Origin of the sequence: Capnocytophaga sp. G2 (genome assembly GCF_035282625.1) — a bacterium.
Classification (GTDB): domain Bacteria; phylum Bacteroidota; class Bacteroidia; order Flavobacteriales; family Flavobacteriaceae; genus Capnocytophaga.
On sequence record NZ_JAYKBU010000008.1, the window covers coordinates 31,200 to 52,002 of the forward strand.

The 20,803-nt window shown below is 33.5% G+C and carries 17 protein-coding genes and 1 pseudogene; 7 read left to right on the forward strand and 11 right to left on the reverse strand.

Features of this window, described 5'->3' with window-relative positions; genetic code table 11:
- From VJJ03_RS06005 to VJJ03_RS06025, 5 genes are all read right to left on the reverse strand, one after another.
- Complete coding sequence (locus VJJ03_RS06005; protein ID WP_009745992.1) at positions 1-927, reverse strand: hypothetical protein; 927 nt, start codon at positions 925-927, stop codon at positions 1-3.
- Positions 928-1,098: 171 nt separating this feature from the next.
- Entirely contained in the window at positions 1,099-1,521 is a 423-nt protein-coding gene (locus VJJ03_RS06010) for a DUF5606 domain-containing protein (RefSeq protein ID WP_009745993.1), read from the reverse strand.
- Between the two features lie 15 nt (positions 1,522-1,536).
- On the reverse strand, positions 1,537-2,133 hold the full coding sequence (def, locus tag VJJ03_RS06015) for a peptide deformylase (RefSeq protein WP_009745994.1): 597 nt from the start codon (positions 2,131-2,133) through the stop codon (positions 1,537-1,539).
- 63 nt (positions 2,134-2,196) lie between these two features.
- Positions 2,197-2,649: a hemerythrin domain-containing protein gene (locus tag VJJ03_RS06020; RefSeq protein ID WP_323974438.1), complete on the reverse strand. Its 453-nt coding sequence runs from the start codon at positions 2,647-2,649 to the stop codon at positions 2,197-2,199.
- 78 nt (positions 2,650-2,727) lie between these two features.
- Entirely contained in the window at positions 2,728-3,105 is a 378-nt protein-coding gene (locus VJJ03_RS06025; protein ID WP_009745996.1) for a DUF1573 domain-containing protein, read from the reverse strand.
- A 155-nt stretch (positions 3,106-3,260) separates the two neighbouring features.
- Here VJJ03_RS06025 and VJJ03_RS06030 point away from each other — a divergent pair, with 155 nt between their 5' ends.
- Together VJJ03_RS06030 and VJJ03_RS06035 are read left to right on the forward strand one after the other, a co-directional pair.
- On the forward strand, positions 3,261-5,897 hold the full coding sequence (locus tag VJJ03_RS06030; RefSeq protein ID WP_323974440.1) for a valine--tRNA ligase: 2,637 nt from the start codon (positions 3,261-3,263) through the stop codon (positions 5,895-5,897).
- 143 nt (positions 5,898-6,040) lie between these two features.
- On the forward strand, positions 6,041-8,602 hold the full coding sequence (locus tag VJJ03_RS06035; RefSeq protein ID WP_323974442.1) for an ATP-dependent Clp protease ATP-binding subunit: 2,562 nt from the start codon (positions 6,041-6,043) through the stop codon (positions 8,600-8,602).
- Positions 8,603-8,636: 34 nt separating this feature from the next.
- Here the strand turns inward: VJJ03_RS06035 and VJJ03_RS06040 are convergent, their stop codons facing one another.
- Positions 8,637-10,910, reverse strand: coding sequence for a helix-turn-helix domain-containing protein (locus VJJ03_RS06040; RefSeq protein WP_323974444.1), 2,274 nt, complete (start codon positions 10,908-10,910; stop codon positions 8,637-8,639).
- A 241-nt stretch (positions 10,911-11,151) separates the two neighbouring features.
- Positions 11,152-11,577 carry a hypothetical protein gene (locus VJJ03_RS06045; RefSeq protein ID WP_323974446.1) on the reverse strand — a complete coding sequence of 142 codons (426 nt, stop codon included), beginning with the start codon at positions 11,575-11,577 and terminating at the stop codon, positions 11,152-11,154.
- 137 nt (positions 11,578-11,714) lie between these two features.
- Between VJJ03_RS06045 and truB the strand changes: the two are divergent.
- The 4 genes and pseudogenes from truB to VJJ03_RS06065 all read left to right on the forward strand — a co-directional run.
- A pseudogene (gene truB, locus VJJ03_RS06050) lies at positions 11,715-12,422 on the forward strand (tRNA pseudouridine(55) synthase TruB); the annotation flags it as partial.
- A complete protein-coding gene (locus VJJ03_RS06055; RefSeq protein WP_009746002.1) occupies positions 12,403-13,173 on the forward strand; it encodes a hypothetical protein in 771 nt (256 codons plus the stop codon). The pseudogene truB and the gene VJJ03_RS06055, both read left to right, overlap by 20 nt.
- Complete coding sequence (locus VJJ03_RS06060; RefSeq protein ID WP_009746003.1) at positions 13,170-13,712, forward strand: GNAT family N-acetyltransferase; 543 nt, start codon at positions 13,170-13,172, stop codon at positions 13,710-13,712. Before VJJ03_RS06055 ends, VJJ03_RS06060 begins: the two co-directional genes overlap by 4 nt.
- Positions 13,713-13,874: 162 nt before the next feature.
- The gene (locus tag VJJ03_RS06065) at positions 13,875-14,696 is read left to right on the forward strand and encodes a 2,3,4,5-tetrahydropyridine-2,6-dicarboxylate N-succinyltransferase (RefSeq protein ID WP_009746004.1); all 822 of its coding nucleotides are present in this window, start codon (positions 13,875-13,877) and stop codon (positions 14,694-14,696) included.
- A 151-nt stretch (positions 14,697-14,847) separates the two neighbouring features.
- On the opposite strand, the gene VJJ03_RS06070 is transcribed toward VJJ03_RS06065, so the two are convergent.
- The gene (locus tag VJJ03_RS06070; RefSeq protein WP_323974449.1) at positions 14,848-15,648 is read right to left on the reverse strand and encodes a UDP-N-acetylmuramate--alanine ligase; all 801 of its coding nucleotides are present in this window, start codon (positions 15,646-15,648) and stop codon (positions 14,848-14,850) included.
- A gap of 46 nt (positions 15,649-15,694) precedes the next feature.
- Complete coding sequence (gene rho / locus VJJ03_RS06075; RefSeq protein ID WP_323974451.1) at positions 15,695-17,530, reverse strand: transcription termination factor Rho; 1,836 nt, start codon at positions 17,528-17,530, stop codon at positions 15,695-15,697.
- A 255-nt stretch (positions 17,531-17,785) separates the two neighbouring features.
- Here rho and VJJ03_RS06080 point away from each other — a divergent pair, with 255 nt between their 5' ends.
- Positions 17,786-18,157: a DUF4293 domain-containing protein gene (locus VJJ03_RS06080; protein ID WP_009746008.1), complete on the forward strand. Its 372-nt coding sequence runs from the start codon at positions 17,786-17,788 to the stop codon at positions 18,155-18,157.
- 146 nt (positions 18,158-18,303) lie between these two features.
- Here VJJ03_RS06080 and VJJ03_RS06085 read toward each other — a convergent pair whose 3' ends face one another.
- Both VJJ03_RS06085 and VJJ03_RS06090 read right to left on the reverse strand, forming a co-directional pair.
- Positions 18,304-19,497, reverse strand: a complete 1,194-nt coding sequence (locus tag VJJ03_RS06085; RefSeq protein WP_323974453.1) for an aminopeptidase C — start codon at positions 19,495-19,497, stop codon at positions 18,304-18,306.
- A 114-nt stretch (positions 19,498-19,611) separates the two neighbouring features.
- Entirely contained in the window at positions 19,612-20,802 is a 1,191-nt protein-coding gene (locus tag VJJ03_RS06090) for an aminopeptidase C (protein ID WP_009746010.1), read from the reverse strand.
- Position 20,803: the final 1 nt, after the last annotated feature.

Genomic DNA, 20,803 nt, shown 5'->3' on the forward strand with positions numbered 1-20,803 from the left:
TTAGTGTACTATAAGATATTCTACCTCTTTCTGATCACTTAAAGACACCTCTATGGAGGCTGGCTTTTTGTATATTTCAAGAGGAATATGTGTATCATTACGCTTTCTATAATCTGCTACAACAATAATATCTGTAGGTTTTAGATCACGTATAATTTCTAAATTTCCTGATACCAAGATGGATATCTCTTCAGGAAATAACTTTACATCTGCAGAAAATGGCTGATGAAGCAATTGTACTTTTGTCTCTATTTTTTCTTCTGTTACATGAACTATTTGAACAGAAAAGGATACTTTCTGCGCATTATAATGAATTTTTGCAGTACTTTTCAAAGGTATTTCTCCAGAAAAAGATTTTGTTATATTTTTCTTACCTTTCTTATATAGATAAACTCCTGTAACCGTATCCAATTCATGTTCAAGTCCACTAATAAGCACAGAATCTGGAAATATCTGATAAGATTCTATTCGATAATCCTCAGGTAAGGGTAAGAGAAACTGAACTTTTACAGGAACTCTTTTCTGATCTATCTTTTGAAAATGAATTTTTAAGGTATCCGGCTGTAAACTAAGTACTGAGACGTCAGGGAAATACTGCTTATTAATTTGAGAAATAAGATTTTTATTAAACATATATTTATCATGTTTTACCCTTTTTAATTCATTAAAAGATATTGTAATAGTCGGAGTAGATATTGCATATTTAAATAAAGAAAATCCCACTCCTTCTAATTCTACCCTAACTGATGAGGGGGCTTCAGTAGTCATGAATTTCTGAGAAGGCAAATCCTTATATGATACCTTCACTGTATATTGTTGAGTACTCCTCTTGGAAAGGTTCCCAACAAACCACGAAAGTGCTGCTAAAAGAATACAAAATAAGATTCCTATAGTCCGTTTTGAAAGAAAATTGCTTTTTAATTTCATTGTGGCAAAATTAAGATTTATTTTTTAAAAAACACAAAATAATATTAAATATTTTTTTCTAATTAGATTGCTTAGAAATAGAGTTTATCTTCTTTTATTCACCTTAAAAAAAACACTTTGTAAGGCTACCAAAGATCCTTACAAAGTGTGTTATGAGCAATTATAACAATTCTACTTTTCTTCCTCAACTTTTGTTTCTTCAGAAGGATCATCTTCTAAGAATCCTCTATCAATAAGCAGATTATACCATTGGATAATCTTTCTTATATCACTCGGATATACTTTGTCCTCATCATAGTTTGGAATTACAGAGAAAAAATAGGCTTCCAATTCATCATTAGTTGCTTTGTGAGATATAGCTGTTTTCCCTCCATTTTCTTTCTCTTTTATAGCCTTAAATATTTCCTCAAGAGGCTTTTCCCCCTCAAGTGTATAAATAGCTATCTCTGAAAGCAAACTTACATTATTGCGTAGCCCAATACTGATATGCTTTTGATCAATAAGTGAAAGAGCTATAAATCCTGAACGGGTACGGGATTGTAATTGATACAATCCTGGTTTCCCTGAAATAGTTAATATTTGATTTAACTTCATCTATATATATTATTTTTAACGAATTCTTCTTTTATTTGTTTCAAAAAATCGCATTTTGTATGATACATTCACTTTCCCATTACTGATATTATTCAATTTGTTTTTAAGCAGTTGTTTTTTAAAGGAGGAGAGATAATCTGTAAATAATTTCCCTTCTGTATGATCATATTCGTGTTGAATTACACGTGCTACCAGTCCTGAAAAAGTTTCTCTATGTATATTAAACTGTTCATCTTGATACTCTATTTCAATAGTCGGCTTGCGAGAGACATCTTCATTTATCCCTGGAATACTCAAACATCCTTCATTGAACATCCAAGGAGTTCCTTCTTCACTGATAATTTTTGCATTAATAAATGGACGTTTAAAATTCTTTAGATATTCTTTTTCCTCCCTCGTTAAGTCCTCATTCTCAGAGAATCCTATAGTATCTACAACAAAAAGTCGGATGGGTAGCCCCACTTGAGGTGCTGCAAGCCCCACTCCATGACTTTTGTACATAGTCTGAAACATATCCTCAATAAGCTTAGAAAGTTCAGGATAATCCGCCGTAATAGGCTCACATACCTTTCTTAGTACAGGGTCTCCATAAGCTATAATAGGTAATATCATGGTTTTTGTTTTTAAAGCGCAAAGATAAAAATTTTATTTGAATTAGCTATGCTTTTCAGTAAATCATTGCCAAAACTCATCTGCATAGGATTCTATTTCAGTATGATGCTCCTTTGTAAGTTTCCCTCCTATTTCTGAAAGTACCTTATCAGAAAGATTTTTTTCTATATAAGGGAAAAGAATACGTTCCTCATAACGAATATGTTGCGTAAGAAGATCTATATATTTTTCTATCAAATATATCCCTCCTATCTTTTGAATTTGTTCTATAAGTATTCTAATTTGTTTGTGCTCCTCTATGGCTTTTCCTATCAATTCATCAGAAAGATATGAAAATAGATATTGTTCTTCTTCTTCAAAATGAGCTTTCTGATTATTCTCCCAATAAAAAGTAATATATTTTACTATACGATCAAGAGTTACTTTTCTCCTTATTCCTTGCTTTATTTTCCATATATGAAGCAATCCAAAATGATGATCTTTAGAAAGAAATACTATATTTTCATTCCTTCTCATTCATTACATTCATTTGTAGAAAAAAAGCTGCCCTTGATGTGGGGCAGCTCAAATTAATTTAATTAAACTCTAACTATTTTATTTAGGGTCTACCTTTCCTTTGATTCTAAGAGCAATGTTAGGGGTATCTGTAGCATTAGAAGTAACCATAATAGTTTTAGCAATTGCTCCTACACGGTTAGTATCATACTTTACCTCAATCTTTCCAGTTGCTCCTGGAGCGATGGGATCTTTTGGCCAAGAGGGGACTGTACAACCACAACTTGAACTAGCTCCTGAGATTACAAGAGGCGCCTTACCTGTATTCTTGAACTCAAATACACGCAAGCCATCTGCTCCTTGCTTTATTGTTCCGTAGTCAATTTCTTCAGTAACAAATTTAATCTCAGCTTTGTTTTGTGCTTGTGCAACAAATCCAAATGTTACAGCAAGAAGAAAAAATAAAACTTTTTTCATTTTTTTAATAATTTAATTATAATTTACTATTTAGTTTTTTCGTTCTAACTCGCGGCAAAATTACAATATTTTTTTAAAAAGCAATAATAATATAATATTTTTTTTTAATTTTGTCCCTTGAATCAGATGACGATATTTTCTTACTAACAAATACCATGCCAAAGATGGAAATTACAACAAAATATTCACCAGAGGACTTTGAAAATAAATGGTATACTTACTGGATTGAACACGATTTTTTCAGTTCAACTCCCGATGAAAGAATACCTTACACCATAGTTATACCTCCTCCCAATGTAACTGGTATTTTACACATGGGGCACATGCTTAACAATACTATCCAAGATGTACTTATCCGTAGAGCTCGCCTTAAAGGATTCAATGCTTGTTGGGTACCCGGTACTGACCATGCCTCTATTGCTACAGAAGCCAAAGTAGTAGCAAAACTAAAAGAACAAGGAATCCTAAAAAGTGATCTCTCACGTGAGGAATTTCTCAAACATGCTTGGGATTGGACTCACCAGTATGGGGGAGTTATCCTTGAGCAACTCAAAAAATTGGGATGTTCTTGTGATTGGGAAAGAACCAAATTCACTATGGATGACAATCTATGTAAATCCGTTATCAAAGTATTTGTAGATTTATACAACAAAGGTTATATTTACCGAGGTTATCGCATGGTCAATTGGGATCCTGATGCAAAAACAACTCTCTCTGATGAGGAAGTTATTTATAAAGAACAAAAAGGGAAATTATTCTATCTTATATACAAAGTAGAAGGCTCTGATGAATACCTTACTGTAGCCACTACACGCCCTGAAACCATCTTCGGAGATGTAGCAGTATGTGTAAATCCTAATGATGAGCGTTACAAACATTTACATGGAAAAAAAGTTATTGTTCCTGTAGTAAATCGTGCCGTCCCTATTATTCAAGATGATTATGTAGATATTGAATTCGGAACAGGAGCCTTAAAAATTACCCCTGCTCATGATATTAATGACTACGAAATAGGCATTAAATATCAGTTACCTATTTTAGATACCTTTACAGATGAAGGGAAGCTTAATGAACAAGGAAAACATTACAAAGGCAAAGACCGTTTCATTGTACGTAAAGAAATTGTTAAGGAATTAGGAGAGAAGGGGTTACTTGCTAAAACAGAAGACTATATAAATAACATAGGAACTTCTGAACGTACGGGAGCAGTGGTAGAGCAACGTCCTTTAGATCAATGGTTCTTAAAGATGGAAGAATTGGTAAAACCTGCTCTTAAAGCGGTTTCAGAAACTGAAGAAATTAAACTCTATCCAAAAAGATTTGATAATACTTATCGCCACTGGTTAGAAAATGTACATGATTGGAATATCTCTCGCCAACTGTGGTGGGGACAACAAATACCAGCCTACTATTATGGGGAAAACAAAGAGTTTGTAGTAGCCGAGACTAAAGAAAAAGCTCTTGAACTGGCGAGGAAGAAATCCCATAATCCTAATTTAACTTTAGGTGATTTACATCAGGACGAAGATTCTTTGGATACATGGTTCTCTTCTTGGCTTTGGCCTATAAGCGTCTTTAATGGTATTCTAGAGCCTAATAACAAAGAATTCAAATATTATTACCCTACACAAGATTTAGTTACAGCTCCTGATATTCTTTTCTTTTGGGTGGCGAGAATGATTATTGCAGGCTATGAATTTGCAGGTAAGAAACCATTCTCTAATGTTTACTTAACAGGAATTGTCAGAGATAAACTTCGTAGGAAGATGTCCAAATCCTTAGGTAATTCTCCTGATGCTCTAAAACTTATCAAGGATTTCGGGGCGGACGGAGTACGTGTTGGCTTACTCTTATCCTCTTCTGCAGGAAATGATCTGCTCTTTGATGAAGCCCTTTGTCAACAAGGTAGTGGTTTTGCTAATAAAATATGGAATGCTTTCCGTCTTATCAAAGGATGGCAAACGGCTAATATTCCCCAACCTGATTATGCTAAAAAATCCATCGAATGGTTTAAGAGCAAATTCCAAAAGGTACTTAATGAAACTGAAGATGATTTCAACAAATACCGTATCTCTGATGCCTTAATGAAGGTTTATAAACTTGTTTGGGATGATTTCTGTTCTTGGCTCTTGGAAATAGTAAAGCCCACTTTTGGAAGCCCTATTGATATACAAACACTTAAGGAAGTTATTACTTTGTTTGAAAATAACTTAAAGCTATTACATCCCTTTATGCCCTTCATCACTGAGGAAATTTGGCAACAAATCTCTTCAAGAACTCCTGAAGAAGCACTTATTATAGCCAAGTATCCTAAAGAAGAGATCTTTAATGAAACTATCTTAGAACAATTTGAATTTGCTAAAGAGATTATCTCAGGTATTCGTACCATCCGTAAAGAAAAAAATATTGCTTTCAAAGAAACAATTTCTCTTTCTGTAATTAATAATGAACACTTTGGAACTGAATGGGATAGTACTATAACAAAATTAGGTAATATTTCTTCAATTAATTATATAGAAACAGCTATTGAAGGAGCCATTTCTTTTCGAGTAAAAGCTAATGAATATTTTGTTCCTATTTTAGACAAGATAAATGTAGAAGAAGAAATCAAGAAGTTAGAGCAGGAACTTACCCATATAGAAGGTTTCTTAAAATCAGTACGTTCCAAACTCTCTAATGAAAAATTTGTTACCTCAGCTCCTACCCAAGTAGTAGAGAATGAGCGGAAAAAAGAAACAGATGCTTTAGCTAAAATAGCAATGCTTCAAAAAAGTATAGAAAATCTAAAATAATTAATTTTTAAATATTAACTTTTTTAACAAATAAATATTTCTCATGCTAAATTGTAAATGTCAGACAAAATTCAATGGCACTATTTTTGCCATATAATAAAAGTTATAATTTAGCATATAAAAAAGAAAGGACAACAATACTTATGAATGAAAATTTTTCACCCAGAGTAAAAAATGTAGTTAATACGGGAAAAATTGAAGCTAACCGTATGGGACACAATGTGGTAGGGACTGAGCATTTGTTATTGGGTATCCTTAAAGAAAATGAAGGACGCGCCATTGAAGTGCTTACAGCTTTACATGCGGATTTTGCTGCTTTACAATGTAAAACTGAAAAACTAGCCAATTCTATAAATCCTTTTTCAACGGCTCCTTCTGCCTCAATAGAACAAAGTATTCCCCTTACGCAACAAGCAGATAGAGCCTTAAAGGCTACTGTTTTGGAACAGAAGAGTTTTCGTAATAGCCAAATCAATACAGCGCATCTATTATTATGCATATTAAGAAATGATAATGATCCAACTACCAAACTCCTAAATCAAGAAAGGATTAATTATGATAATGTGAGGCAACAATTCGAGATCATCAATAATGAGAAGAAACAAGATGAAAAGGCTTTTTCCGATTCTTATACCTATGATGATGACGATGATGATGCAAAACCTGACTTTTTGTCAGCTTCTACTACTCAAAAGAATGTACCTGCTCGGAAAACAAATACCCCCGTACTGGATAATTTTGGGAAAGATTTAACTTATATGGCGCAACAAGGAAAATTAGATCCTGTAGTAGGTCGTTTTAAGGAAATTGAGCGAGTCTCCCAAATCCTAAGTCGTAGAAAGAAAAATAATCCTTTATTAATCGGTGAGCCTGGAGTAGGAAAAAGTGCAGTGACTGAGGGACTTGCTATGCGTATTATAGAGAGGAAAGTATCCCGTGCTTTGTTCAATAAGCGAGTAGTAACCCTTGATTTAGGTTCTTTAGTTGCAGGAACTAAATATCGTGGTCAGTTTGAAGAACGTATGAAAGCCATCATGAATGAATTAGAACAAAATAAAGACGTTATTTTATTCATTGATGAGATACATACCCTTGTAGGTGCAGGCAGTGCTTCAGGTAGTTTAGATGCTTCCAATATGTTCAAGCCTGCTTTAGCACGTGGAGAAATACAGTGCATTGGAGCTACTACCTTGAATGAATACCGAGAGTCTATAGAGAAAGATGGAGCTCTAGAACGCCGTTTCCAAAAGGTAATTATCGAGCCTACAAATTATGAGGAAACCATAGAAATCCTCAACAATGTAAAAGGAAAATATGAAGACCATCACCACGTAAAATATACTCCTGAGGCTATTGAGGCTTGTGTGAAACTTACTTCTCGATACATTACAGATCGCTTTTTACCCGATAAAGCCCTAGATGCAATGGATGAGGCAGGAGCTCGTGTATATATCTCTCAAATAAAAGTCTCTAAAAAAATAGAAAACTTAGAGGAAGAGATTGCAAAAATGCAACAACTTAAGAACGAGGCTGTCAGTGGAGCTCGCTATGAAGAGGCAGCTCGTTACCGAGATACAGAGCGCAATCTTAATAAACAATTAGAACAGGAAAAAGAACTTTGGGAGAAAGAATCCTTGCAGAATCGAAGTGAAGTAGGCTTTGAAGATATAGCTCAAGTAGTCTCTATGATGAGTGGGGTTCCTATTACCCGTATGGAACAGTCTGAAATGAAGAAACTCTCTTCGCTAGAAAAACTTATTACTGAAAAAGTAATTGGACAAGAAGAAGCTATCTCTAAGATTGTAAAAGCTATCAAACGTAATCGTACAGGACTTAAAGATCCTAACCGTCCTATAGGTTCCTTTATTTTCATAGGACAAACAGGAGTAGGAAAAACTCAGTTAGCTAAGATATTAGCTCGTGAATTATTTGATTCAGAAGAATCTCTTATCCGCTTGGATATGAGCGAATATATGGAAAAATTCACTACTTCTCGCCTTATCGGGGCACCTCCTGGATACGTAGGACATGAAGAAGGAGGCCAACTCACTGAACGAGTGCGACGTAAACCTTATGCTGTTATTCTTTTAGATGAAATAGAAAAAGCTCACCCTGATGTTTTCAATATGTTATTACAAGTATTGGATGATGGCTTCCTTACTGATAGCCTTGGTAGAAAGGTAGATTTCCGTAATACTATCATTATTATGACCTCCAATCTTGGAGCTAGACAAGTGAAAGAGTTTGGACAGGGTGTGGGATTTTCTACCACTGCCAAAATTTCCCAGGCTGATGAGTATGAACGTTCTGTTGTGGAAAATGCACTTAAAAAAGTATTTGCTCCTGAGTTTCTCAATCGTATAGATGATGTAATTATGTTCAATACTCTTAACAAGAAAAATATAAAGGATATTGTAGAGGTAGAACTTCAGAAATTATTAGAACGCATGAAAGGGTTGGGTTATTCTCTGCGTATTACTGATAAGGCTAAAGATTTTATTGCTGAGAAAGGATATGATAAACAATTTGGAGCACGCCCGCTCAAGCGTACTATCCAACACTATGTAGAAGATGAAATTGCTGAAAAAATAGTATTATCAGAAGTACGACGGGGGGACACTATCTCTGTTGATTATACTGATAATGAAGAAAAACTTACTTTTTTGGTAAGTAATATAAAAAATATTTCCGTAAATAATGAATAATAGTAGTAGAAAAGGAGTGCAATATAAAGCAGGTTCACTCCTTTTCTTTATTTTTATTTATCAGATAAGCTCTAAATATCCTCAATTCCTCCCAAGAATAACTATCCCCCACTTGTTCTTTCAAAGAGGTAAGTGTTTCCTCTCTTGATATTATTGGAAATATTTCCTCCAACTGACTTAATTTATCAATAGGGAGTAATTCTGTAACTGCAATTTTTCCCTCTTCTACAAATTTCACTAAATGCCCATAAACAGTCTTCTGACTAAGTTTTCTCTTATTAGCTATCTCAAGAGGAGACATTTTTTGCTGCCATAGAAGAAAAGTCTGTTCATAAGTAGAAATTTTTTCTTTCTTCTTTTCTTTGGTTATATTAAGTCCTCCTATAGAAATTTTTCCACTTAGAGAGTCCTCTTTCCATTTTTCAAATACACGACTTAGAAGATATTCTTTATAGGATTTTGCTTTTTCAAAATTTTCCTTTCTATCTTCTATATTCTGATGATTATCTAATAAGGATTCAAGAATAATTTTAGTTTTAAGTAACCTAACAATAGCCTCTATAATCATTTCCTCTAAAAGTGTAAGTTCTTCTACAAAAGTTTTTCCTTGCTTTTTTCCATTTATCTGAAAATGAGTATAGAATGTATCAAAAGCTATTCTCTCCAAGAGTGGAAAGAAATAATCAAATGCTTTGTGAAATCTTTCTAAAAGAAAATGAATATCATAATGGGGTGTTGTAAGAATACCTTTGAGTTGGTTTACAAATTTCTCTGAATTCAATACAATGGTATCACAAGCTTTACTCTGTTCTATAGCCCAACTATAAAATTGACTTTTAATACTTTGAGTATTTTCTATCTTATAAGAATTAACATGTACTTTCCATTGAACAGCCAAGTCAAGCCAAGAGAATGTCTGTACTATTTCTTCCTCTAAAAAATCCTTTCTATTTGAGGAAAGTAATCCTTCCAATGACTCTGGTAATACTTTCTGAGAGGCATAATCAATAATATCTGAAGAGACATGAAGCTCTTTATCCTTAAAAGAAGATAATAATACAAGCCCATCAAGAGTCCGTAGGCGGGAAAGAGCAACATAAGCCTGCCCTGATGCAAAAATATCTTCTAAATCAATTACAGCTTTATCAAAAGTAAGTCCTTGACTCTTATGTATTGTAATCGCCCATGCTAATCTCAGAGGATATTGAGTAAAAGTTCCTAATACTTCTTGAGTAATCTCTTCTGAATTTGTCTTGTTCTTGTAACGAATATGCTCCCATATATACTTACCTACTTCAATAATGGTATCCTCGTCTGCTAATTTTACATGAATTTCTTCCTGTGATAGAAATACTACCTCTCCTATTTTTCCATTGTAATAACGTCTAGGAATATCCAAATCATTCTTTACAAACATAACTTGTGCTCCTACTTTAAGAGTCAATTGCATATCTAAAGGATAAAGATAATCAGGGAATTCACCTTTCACCTCTGCATAATAATGGAATTCTTTTTTATTAATTTCCTCAAATGCTTCACTATTAAACTGATCAGCTTTATAGTTATGAGTTGTAAGTATAATATATCCTTCTTTTTTAGGGGGGATAAATAAAGGTTTTAGGTAAGTCTGCAATATTTGTTTGTCTTGCAGAGTTATTTCATTATTACGTAAGCGATTCAATATACTTACAAAATGTTCATCTGTTTGCCTATATACTTTTTCCAATTCTAAATACAGAGGGGGATTCTCTTCAATAACCTTTGAATGAAAGAAAGCAATTCCCTTATAATAATGTTGCAAAATTTGCCATTCTTGAGGTTTTACCACTGGAGGAAGTTGTAATAAATCTCCAATAAAAATCACTTGTACTCCCCCGAAAGGACGGGGAGATTTTCGCACAGACTTCAGTACAACATTAATCATATCCAAAGTATCTGCACGAAGCATACTTACTTCATCAATAATAAGAAGTTCCAATTTCTTAAGCATTTTTCTCTTATAGGCATTCATTTTTTGTTGCTTTATAAGAGTTTTAGGAATAACTACATTTATATTCTCAGATAGAGGATAATTCTCAATAGAAAAAGGAATAAAAGTGGCCAACGGAAGTTGAAAAAGTGAATGCAGAGTAACTCCTTTCGCATTAAGAGCTGCAATTCCCGTAGGTGCTGCTACTATCACATTTTTATAGGTAGTAGTAACAATATGCTGCAATAAGGTAGTCTTTCCTGTACCCGCCTTACCCGTTAAGAAAATTGAACGATGAGTTTGATTAACAAAGTTAAGTACATACTGTGCTATATCCATTTTATAAAAAATCTTTACCCTCTGATTTTAAATAGCACAAAGATACAATTTTTAAATGTTTCATCAAACATTTCTCTTTCAAAATTGGATAAAAGTTATACTATTCAAAAGTTACATATTATCTTCCCATTTTATTGCTAACAGATTCAAAATGTAATTATCCTTTCTCAAATCTTATAACTTAAATGGTCAAATCTACATCTAAGAGGAAATTTCCAAAGTATTGTTAAGAAATAATAGCTTAATTATAATTAATCCAGATTGATGTATCTCCTGCTTTTCTATCAAAATAAGCATCAATTATTCCCCATGAGAACTTTCTCCTTTCCCCTATATGAAAAGTGAGCCATTGTTTATAATATTTTTCCTTTTGTAATTCATTTTCCTCACTCCAGTTTTCCCATGTAGAAGTAGTATTATCTTGCATAGAAAAACCTATCATTCTTATCATCTCTCCTTCAAAACAGATGTAAAGATAAAATTTTTTATACTCAAAGAGAATATCATCAAAATATATCCAATTAAATCCTGTTTCTACCTCCCATATCCTATGAGTAGGAAATAATTTACGAAGTTCTGAGAAGGTTGTACTTTTAGAAATAGTGATTTCTCTCAAAAGAAAAAGATCACCATTTTCAATATTTAAAAGAGAACTTTTTTGTTTCATAGTGAGTCCTTATTTAATTAATGACAAAGGTACTTCTTTTTTATTACCTTCAAATATTTTTAATAAACTATAATAGAGAATTAAAAAAATAGATGTATTTTTGCCCCAACTTTTATAATATGAGAAGTTAACACCCTATGGAATCTATCATTCAAGGAACTACAATATTAATAGACAAACCTTTGCACTGGAGTTCTTTTCAAGCAGTCAATAAGCTCAAATGGGCAATTATGAAAAGATATCACTTGAAAAAGTTTAAGATAGGTCATGCTGGTACCCTAGATCCTTTAGCAACAGGATTGCTCATTCTTTGCACTGGGAAGCATACCAAACAGATTCCTTTTATTCAAGATGCTCCAAAAACTTACACAGGAACTATCACTCTTGGAGCAACTACCCCTTCTTATGATTTGGAAACCAAAATTAATGCTACATTTCCTACCACTCACATTACTCCTGAATTGATAGAAGAAATCCGACTGCAATTTATAGGTGAACTAACCCAAGCTCCTCCTCTATTTTCTGCGATTAAGAAAGAAGGGAAACGCTTATATGAATTGGCAAGGAAAGGAGAGATTACTGAAATATCCCCAAGAAATATTACTATACATTCATTAAATCTAGTTCCATACACAGAAAAAGAACTTTCTTTTGAGGTACATTGTAGTAAAGGAACATATATTCGCTCTTTAGCTCATGATATAGGAAAAGCTCTCGGTAGCGGAGCTTACCTTTCCTCATTGAGACGTACACATATAGGAGTGCATTCTGTAGAGAATGCTCTTTCCCCAGACACTTTCGTACAACTATTTATTAATACTGAAAATGAAATTAATACAACTATTTAAACGAGAATTCCAATCTATAGGCATGTCACGCCAAGAAGGTGCTTTTGTAATTACTCTTTTTATAATGCTTTGTATTGTAGTCTCCTTTATCATTATTAGAGTCAATAACAAACCTGAAGAAATTTGGCTTGAAGTACCACCTACTGAAGAAATTACTAAACTTTTAGAAGAACAGGACAAACTCTTGAATGAAACTCAAACAGAACAGAATCAAGACAACGCTCCTATAACCACTCATGCTTATAACCAAGCCGACGCTAGTATAAAACATGTAGAGGACTTAAAAACATTGGATGAACTTCTCGCTGAACAACAATCTCAAGAAGAAAATAGCAATGAAGAAGGAACTACTGACCCTGACGAAGGCGAAGGTATAGAAACTCCTAAAACAGACCCCTATAAAGTGAAAGATGGTATGTCATTTAAAGAATTAGAAAAATATAAACAACAACCTAAGGATGAGAAAAAAGCCAATAAACGAACTTTAATTTCCTATTCTTTGATAGGAAGAAATGCTATTTCAGAACTGCCTAATCCTATTTATACCTGTGAACAATCTGGTAAAGTAGTCATTAATATTACTGTAGATAGTCAAGGCTACGTAACAGAAGCAGCTTATAACAAAGCAGCTTCCACCACTTCCAATGGATGCCTTATTGATAATGCTATCTATTATGCACGTAAAGCTCGTTTTAACAAAGATAGTAAAATTAAACAAATAGGAACTATTACTTACCAATTTCAATGATACGAACAGCAACCCTTCATGATGCTCCTTATGTAGCCCCCTTAATGTTTCAAGCAATGCCTGAAGTTGCTTTTAAACTTATCGGACAGGAAAACAAACAAGAGGCTATTCATTTTTTAGAAAATCTCTTTATTAAAGAAAATAATCAATATTCCTATAAGAATACATTAGTATATGAAAAAAACAGCCATATCTTAGGCTCTTTGGTCTATTACAATGGCGCTTATATTGAATCTTTATCCCAATCTGTTTTTGATTTTGTAAAGCAACAATATGGTCTTACCATTTCTCTGGAGAAAGAAACCCAAGCAGGAGAATATTATATAGATACACTAAGTGTTTCTCCCATAGCACAAGGGAAAGGTATTGGCTCCTCATTATTACTCCATCTGAAAGAACTTCTCAAGGGGGAAACTATAGGATTATTAGTTTCTATGGGAAATCCTTTGGCAGAGAAATTATACTTGCGTATGGGATTTGTTTATGCTGATATGAAAATGTTAGGAGGAAATCCTTATAAGCACTTGATATACAACTAATTGTATTTATTGTAAAAATATCTTTTCCCACTAGAATTATACAATTATTAATCTATTTAACACATTAAAGTAAATATTAACAACCAATTAATCATTAATCATTAAAATATTAATGATTATTTTTAGTATCTTTGCAGGAGATTACTTCAAAAGTTTAATTTTATGAATATAAAAGATTTACAAGAGAAAGTAGAAAATGCGTGGGAAAACCATAGACTTCTTTCTGATGAAGCAACTATGACGGCTATTGATACTGTAATAGATATCCTTGATAGAGGAGAACTTCGTGTAGCTACTCCTACTGATAATGGTTGGCAGGTACATGAATGGATAAAAAAAGCAGTTGTTCTTTACTTTCCCTTCCGTAAGATGGCAACAAAGGAGGTAGGTATCTTTGAATACTATGATAAAATTCCTTTAAAACATAATTATTCAGATAAGGGAGTACGTGTAGTTCCTCCAGCTACTGCACGCCGTGGTGCGTATCTTGCTCCTGGAGTAGTACTTATGCCTTCTTATGTAAATATTGGTGCTTATGTAGATAGCGGTACAATGATAGATACATGGGCTACTGTGGGAAGTTGTGCTCAAATTGGTAAGAATGTACATGTTAGCGGAGGGGTAGGTATTGGTGGTGTTCTGGAACCTCTACAGGCAGCTCCTGTTATTATAGAAGATGGTGCTTTTATTGGTTCTCGATGTATTATAGTAGAGGGTATCCGTATAGAAAAAGGAGCTGTCTTAGGAGCTAATGTCGTGCTTACTTCCTCTACCAAAATCATTGACGTAACAGGTGAAAAACCTATAGAACTCAAAGGGTATATTCCTGAACGTTCTGTGGTTATACCTGGTAGCTATACTAAAAAATTTCCTGCTGGAGAGTATCAAGTACCTTGCACTCTTATTATTGGGAAAAGAAAAGCTTCCACTGACCTAAAAACATCTTTAAATGATGCATTAAGGGACTTTAATGTTTCGGTATAAAATAACTGATATAATTTTCTACAATAAAGAGGCTTACCCTTTTTCAGGCAGCCTCTTTTTTATTTTATGTTCTTTACAAGGACAAATGAGAGTGAACCACCTCACATACTCTGCTCTGTGGGCTTAGTCCTCACTTTCTATTTTTCATTTTTCATTTAAATGTTTCCATCGCCTCATAGAAGTCCTGCTCATCTATACCGAGATTTTGACATAACCACTTAGCTCCGGATAGGTAATTCATCACCGCATCTCCTGAGACCATAAGAGGCATCTCTCCCTCAGGCGTAAGGAGATAAATCATTCCTCCACTTTGTTGGTGTGGCGCTGTTCCATAAGGCATTAGGCGCAATTGGTTTTCTGTATTTTTAGCAAGTACTGATAGGGCGATATCTTCCTCATTGTACAGAAGGATTCCCCCTTTGGTAAGGGTATTTACAAAGTCAGCATACTGTTTTTCCTTTTCTTTATCTATATGACTTATCAGTGCCAAGGTAGGACGATAAAGCTGAAATATAGGTACTTGTTCTATCTGTGTAAGAGTATCATTGCCCTCAATAAGTACAAATTCCGCTTCCAAAGAATACCTACAACTGGAAGCACCTTCTCTGGATGATTCTAAGAAATAATCTATCTTTCTTGAAAAGTAATCCATAGTATGCAATACCATGTCCGCTATAGTTCTTCTTCCTTGAGTACCAGAGATAACTACTCTGGTTTTCATCTTATGAAGTTCATAGAGAAAAGCTCCATAAGAATAGATAGGCAGCTGAAGTTCTTTAGCTTTTTGCCATTGTGGATGCGTGGTTGGTATTCCTTCTTCTACTACTACTGCTTCTATATTTGGAGTAAGTTCTACCAATGAAGAGCTTGTAGAAACCTCATGTAACGGAGAGAGTGCTGCTATAAGGGATTGCAAGGAAGGTTCTCCCTCTGTAATAAAGTGTATTTTCATTGCTGTTGTTTAGGAGTATAAATATACGAAAAATCTTTTTTCTAATTTATTCATTCATTGTCATCAAGAACTCATTATTATTAAGAGTTCTTTTAATACGATCTTGAATAAACTCCATTGCCTCCACCACATTCATCTCAGAAAGGTATTTACGGACAATCCACATACGCTGAAGAGTTTGTTCATCCTGTAACAGATCATCACGGCGAGTGGAAGAATCTATTAGGTCAATGGCTGGGAATATCCTCTTATTAGCTATGCGTCTATCCAACTGCAATTCCATATTTCCTGTACCCTTAAATTCTTCAAAAATAACATCATCCATTTTTGAACCAGTATCAGTAAGGGCAGTAGCAATAATAGAAAGGGAACCTCCTTTTTCAATATTTCTTGCTGCACCAAAAAATCGTTTAGGACGATGTAGTGCATTAGCATCAAGACCTCCGGTTAGCACCTTTCCAGAAGAAGGCTGTACTGTATTATAAGCACGTGCTAATCGGGTAATAGAATCTAAGAGAATGACTACATCATGTCCACATTCTACCAAACGTTTTGCCTTTTCTAATACAATATTCGCTATCTTTACATGTTCTGTAGCCTCTTTATCAAAAGTAGAAGAGATAATTTCTCCCCTTACACTTCTTTGCATATCAGTAACTTCCTCTGGACGTTCATCTATGAGTAATACCATTAGATAAACCTCTGGGTGGTTATCCGAGATAGCATTGGCAATATCCTTAAGTAAAGTAGTTTTACCTGTTTTAGGTTGAGCTACAATCATTCCTCGTTGCCCCTTTCCTATAGGTGCAAAAAGGTCAATAATACGAGTAGAAACAGAACTTCTTCTTCCTGACAAACAGAATTTTTCATTTGGGAATATAGGAGTTAAGTTATCAAAAGAAACTCTATCTCTTACCGATTGAGGATCACAACCATTTATCTTTAATACCTTTATCAGAGGATAATATTTCTCTCCTTCTTTAGGAGGGCGAACAGAACCTAATACAGTATCCCCTGTACGAAGTCCAAAAAGACGGATTTGGGAGGGCGAAACATAAATATCATCTGGAGAAGCTAAATAATTAAAATCAGAAGATCGCAAGAAACCGTAACCATCTGAAATTAGCTCAAATACTCCCTCACATTCCACTATACCATCAAATTCAAAATCAGGAGAACGGTATCTATTCTTCTTTTCTTTATCAAAGTTCTCAAGATTATTAGTATTTTTTGGGGAATTATTTAGGGAATTATTTGTTAATGATTGATTTTGATTAGATTGAGTGTTTTGTTGATTATTTGAAGAATTAGGTTCTATTTGTTTATTTATATTCTTAGAAGTTAAACTTTCCTGTGGTTGATATTTTATTGGTAAAGATATCTCCTTTTTAGAGATCTCTCCCTTCTTTTTGTCTTGTTTTTGAAAATTATTATCTAATTTCTTTTCTTTATTATTTGCTTTTTCATTTTTTTCTTTAGCCTCTATCTGCTTTTTAGGCTGAGAAATAGACTCTTTAGAATTAGAGGGACTATTCTCTATTATTTCTGATCTTTTTCCTTTATCTTGTAGACTCTTAGAGGCATTTTCTATATTCATAGGAGCCTTTTCTCCCTTAGTCAAAGTTTCTTTTCGTTGGACTCTTACTTTTTCTTTTTGCTTTTTAGCATTTTTCACTAATGAAGGTAGAGACTGCTCCGCATTATCTTTATCAGATGATGATTTCTTCTGAGTTATAAGAGAAGGATTTTCTGCTTGAAAATCAATAATACGATAGATAAGTTCTTCTTTTTTAAGTGTTTTGAACTTTTTCATTCCTAAAGACTGTGCAATTTCTTGCAAATCAAGGAGCTTTTTCTCCTTTAAATCGGAAATTTCAAACATTGTAAATGTAGTAAGTTAATAATTCAGTTATTCAATCTTGAGAAAGTCAATATAATATTACTAAGAGAAGATAGATTGCTTCTCTTTATGAAAAAACATAAATACTGGAGGGGAGCATTAATCAGGCAGATTCAATGCTAAAACACACTCTCTTAAAAGATTTGTTTCGCGAGTGCAAAGATACACAAATTTTTGAGAAAAAACTTCTTTAGAAAGATTTTTTTTTCTTATATTTGCATTTTATAACTCAATGTAATGATACAACGCATTCAAACGGTTTATCTACTGATTGTTAGTATTTTAGGAGGTACTTTTGTGTTTTTCAATATAGATGATTGGGGCATATCCTCTCTATTAATAAGTACCTTATTACTTGCTTTAATCAGTATTTTCTCTTATAAGAATAGAAAAAGACAATTTGTTTTAAACAGAATCAACATTTTGTGTAACCTTATTTTACTAAGTGTATTTTCGTGGAAGGAGCTACATTCATCTGGAGAAAATTTACTTTCTGAGAAAGGTGTTCAGCTCATAGTTCCATTCATTTCTATCGTATTTCTATTTTTGGCAAATCGAGCCATTCACAGGGACGAAGAATTGGTAAAATCAGCAGACCGCCTACGATAATACCGAGTAACTTTTGTGTGTAAAATCCTACCTTTTATCTTCTTTAAAGGTAGGATTTTTTATATTATACTTAGGTTATAAAATCCAAAAAAGAGGTTATCATTGGAAACCTTAGATAACCTCTTTAAAAGAATATACTTAAGAAATTATAGACTTATATAAGAAGCCTTTTTAAATTTCTTAAGTAAGAATTTTGGAGTTGCTTTTTGGTTCACTAGGATTGCTATTGTTTTATAACGAACATAATCCTTACTTGCATAAAGATAACCTTTGTTATCATTTTCTGTACCCCAAGAGTTTTTCACAATGTAGTACTCCTTTCCTGTCTGATCTTTAGCAAGACCTACAATGTGCATAGAATGATCATCAAGAGTTTCATAATTATCAAAGGCTTTTTGACGTAACTGAGGAGTTATCACTTTTTCTTTCCAATAAGTATGATAATAATTTTCTTGTTCTGCAGGAGTTAAGCTTTCAAAATCCTTTTCAGGAATAATAGCAAGTCCATTCTGCCAACTGAAGAATTTTTCTGATACATCGGCTTCCCACCCTACTGTGTATCCTTTGCTTAAAGCATAATCAATAGTAGTAATAAAGTCCTCCATATTAACATTGAATGCATAATCAAAACTCCAGTTATCAGGTACAGCCATAATTGTATTCTGATATTTTGGCTTATCTTCAACTGAAATCATCTCAATGTATTTTTCATCTTCCAATCCCACAACCTCTTTAGCAAAGGTTTGTGGTGTATACATCTTTCCATTATACATAAATGTTTTAGGGACAGCTCCTAAATAGGAATCCATCTTCTTTTCAAAGACTTCCTTCCAATTATCAGGAAGTTGTTTCATCTTAACTAACTCTTTCAAATAAGGTTCTAAGTTTTTTTGCATCTTATCAAAGTTATTGTAAGTAGCTCCATTAATAAGCCCTGAATAGGCAGATTGTGGAACTGCTCCATACTTGTGATAACTATTGATTACATCATGAGGTTCTCCTCCATCTCCCCAATTTACGGCTCCATGCATACGCACATAATTAATTGCTTTATCCAAATAAATCTTACGTGCCGTATAGATTTCCGCTAAATCAATAGGCTGTTTCTTCTTTTTTAGGGACTCTGATTCTAAAAATGAAGAACCTGCATAGCTCCAACAAGTACCACTCCAACCTTGATTTTTCACTTCCGTAGCATCTAAAGCTAAAATAGGAGTAATTTGGTAATACTTTTGTATATCCTTTCCTTTATTATTAGCCAATGCATTAATAAGGTTTTCTTGTGCAAAGACTTGTCCTACATTTATCAAAAGTAGAACTGAAACTATTTTTCTTATCATTATTAATGGTTTTAGAAATATTTATCCGTTTTTTATATTATAATTCTCGTAATAAAAATTCTATTAAGGGGAATAAATTATCTAAAATAATTCATATAATGCAAAACTGAACTTCTAGCTTACAAAAGATGCTTTTTTAAACTTTTTAAGCAAGGACTTAGGAGTTCCTTTCTGATTCACTAAGATTGCCATTGTTTTATAACGAACATAATTTTTAGATACATAAAGATATCCCTTATTATCATTACTTGTTCCCCAAGAATTTTTTACAATATAATACTCTCTACCTTTTTGATCTTTAGCGAGCCCTACAATTTGCATAGCGTGGTCATCAGTATTTTCATAATTGTCAAAGGCTTTTTGTCTCATTGCAGGAGTGATTTCCTTTTCATTCCAATAAGTATGGAAATATTCTTTTTGCTCTGCTTCACTTAGGTCTTTGTAATCTTTTTCAGGAACAAGTGCAAGCCCATTACGCCAACTAAAAGATTTTTCAGAAACATCTGCTGCCCACCCTACTGTGTATCCTTTGCTTAAAGCATAATCAATAGTAGTAATAAAGTCCTCCATATTAACATTGAATGCATAATCAAAACTCCAGTTATCAGGTACTGCCATAAATACATTTTGGTATTTAGGTTTATTTTCTACTGAGAGCATTTCTATATATTTTTCATCCTCCAATCCAACAACTTCCTTAGCGAATGTTTCTGGAGTATACATTTTTCCATTATACATAAATGTCTTAGGAACAGCTCCTATATAGGAATCCATTTTTTGTTCAAAAACTTCCTTCCAATTTGCTGGAACTTTTTCACTTGTTACTATTTCTTTTAGATATGATTCCAAATCCTTTTGCATTTCTTTGAAATCATTTTTAGTAGCTCCATTAATGAGTCCAGAATAAGCAGATTGTGGTACAGCTCCATATTTTCGATAGATATTGATTACATCATGTAATTCTCCTCCATCACCCCATGTAAGAGCTCCATGCATACGCAAATAATTAATTGCTTTTTCTAAATAGGTTTTTCTAGCAGTATAAATTTCAGCTAAATCCACTGGTTGTTTTTTCTTTTTCATCATTTCAGATTCTAAGAAAGAAGAGCCAGCATAGCTCCAACATGTACCACTATGACCTTGGTCTTTTACATCAGTAACCCCTATCGCAAAAACAGGTTTGATTTGGTAGTACTTTTGTACATTTTTCCCTTGATTGTTTGCCAATGCATTAATAAGATTATCCTGTGCAAAGGCTTGTCCTACGCTCATTAGAATGAGCACTGAAAGTATTTTCTTTCTCATA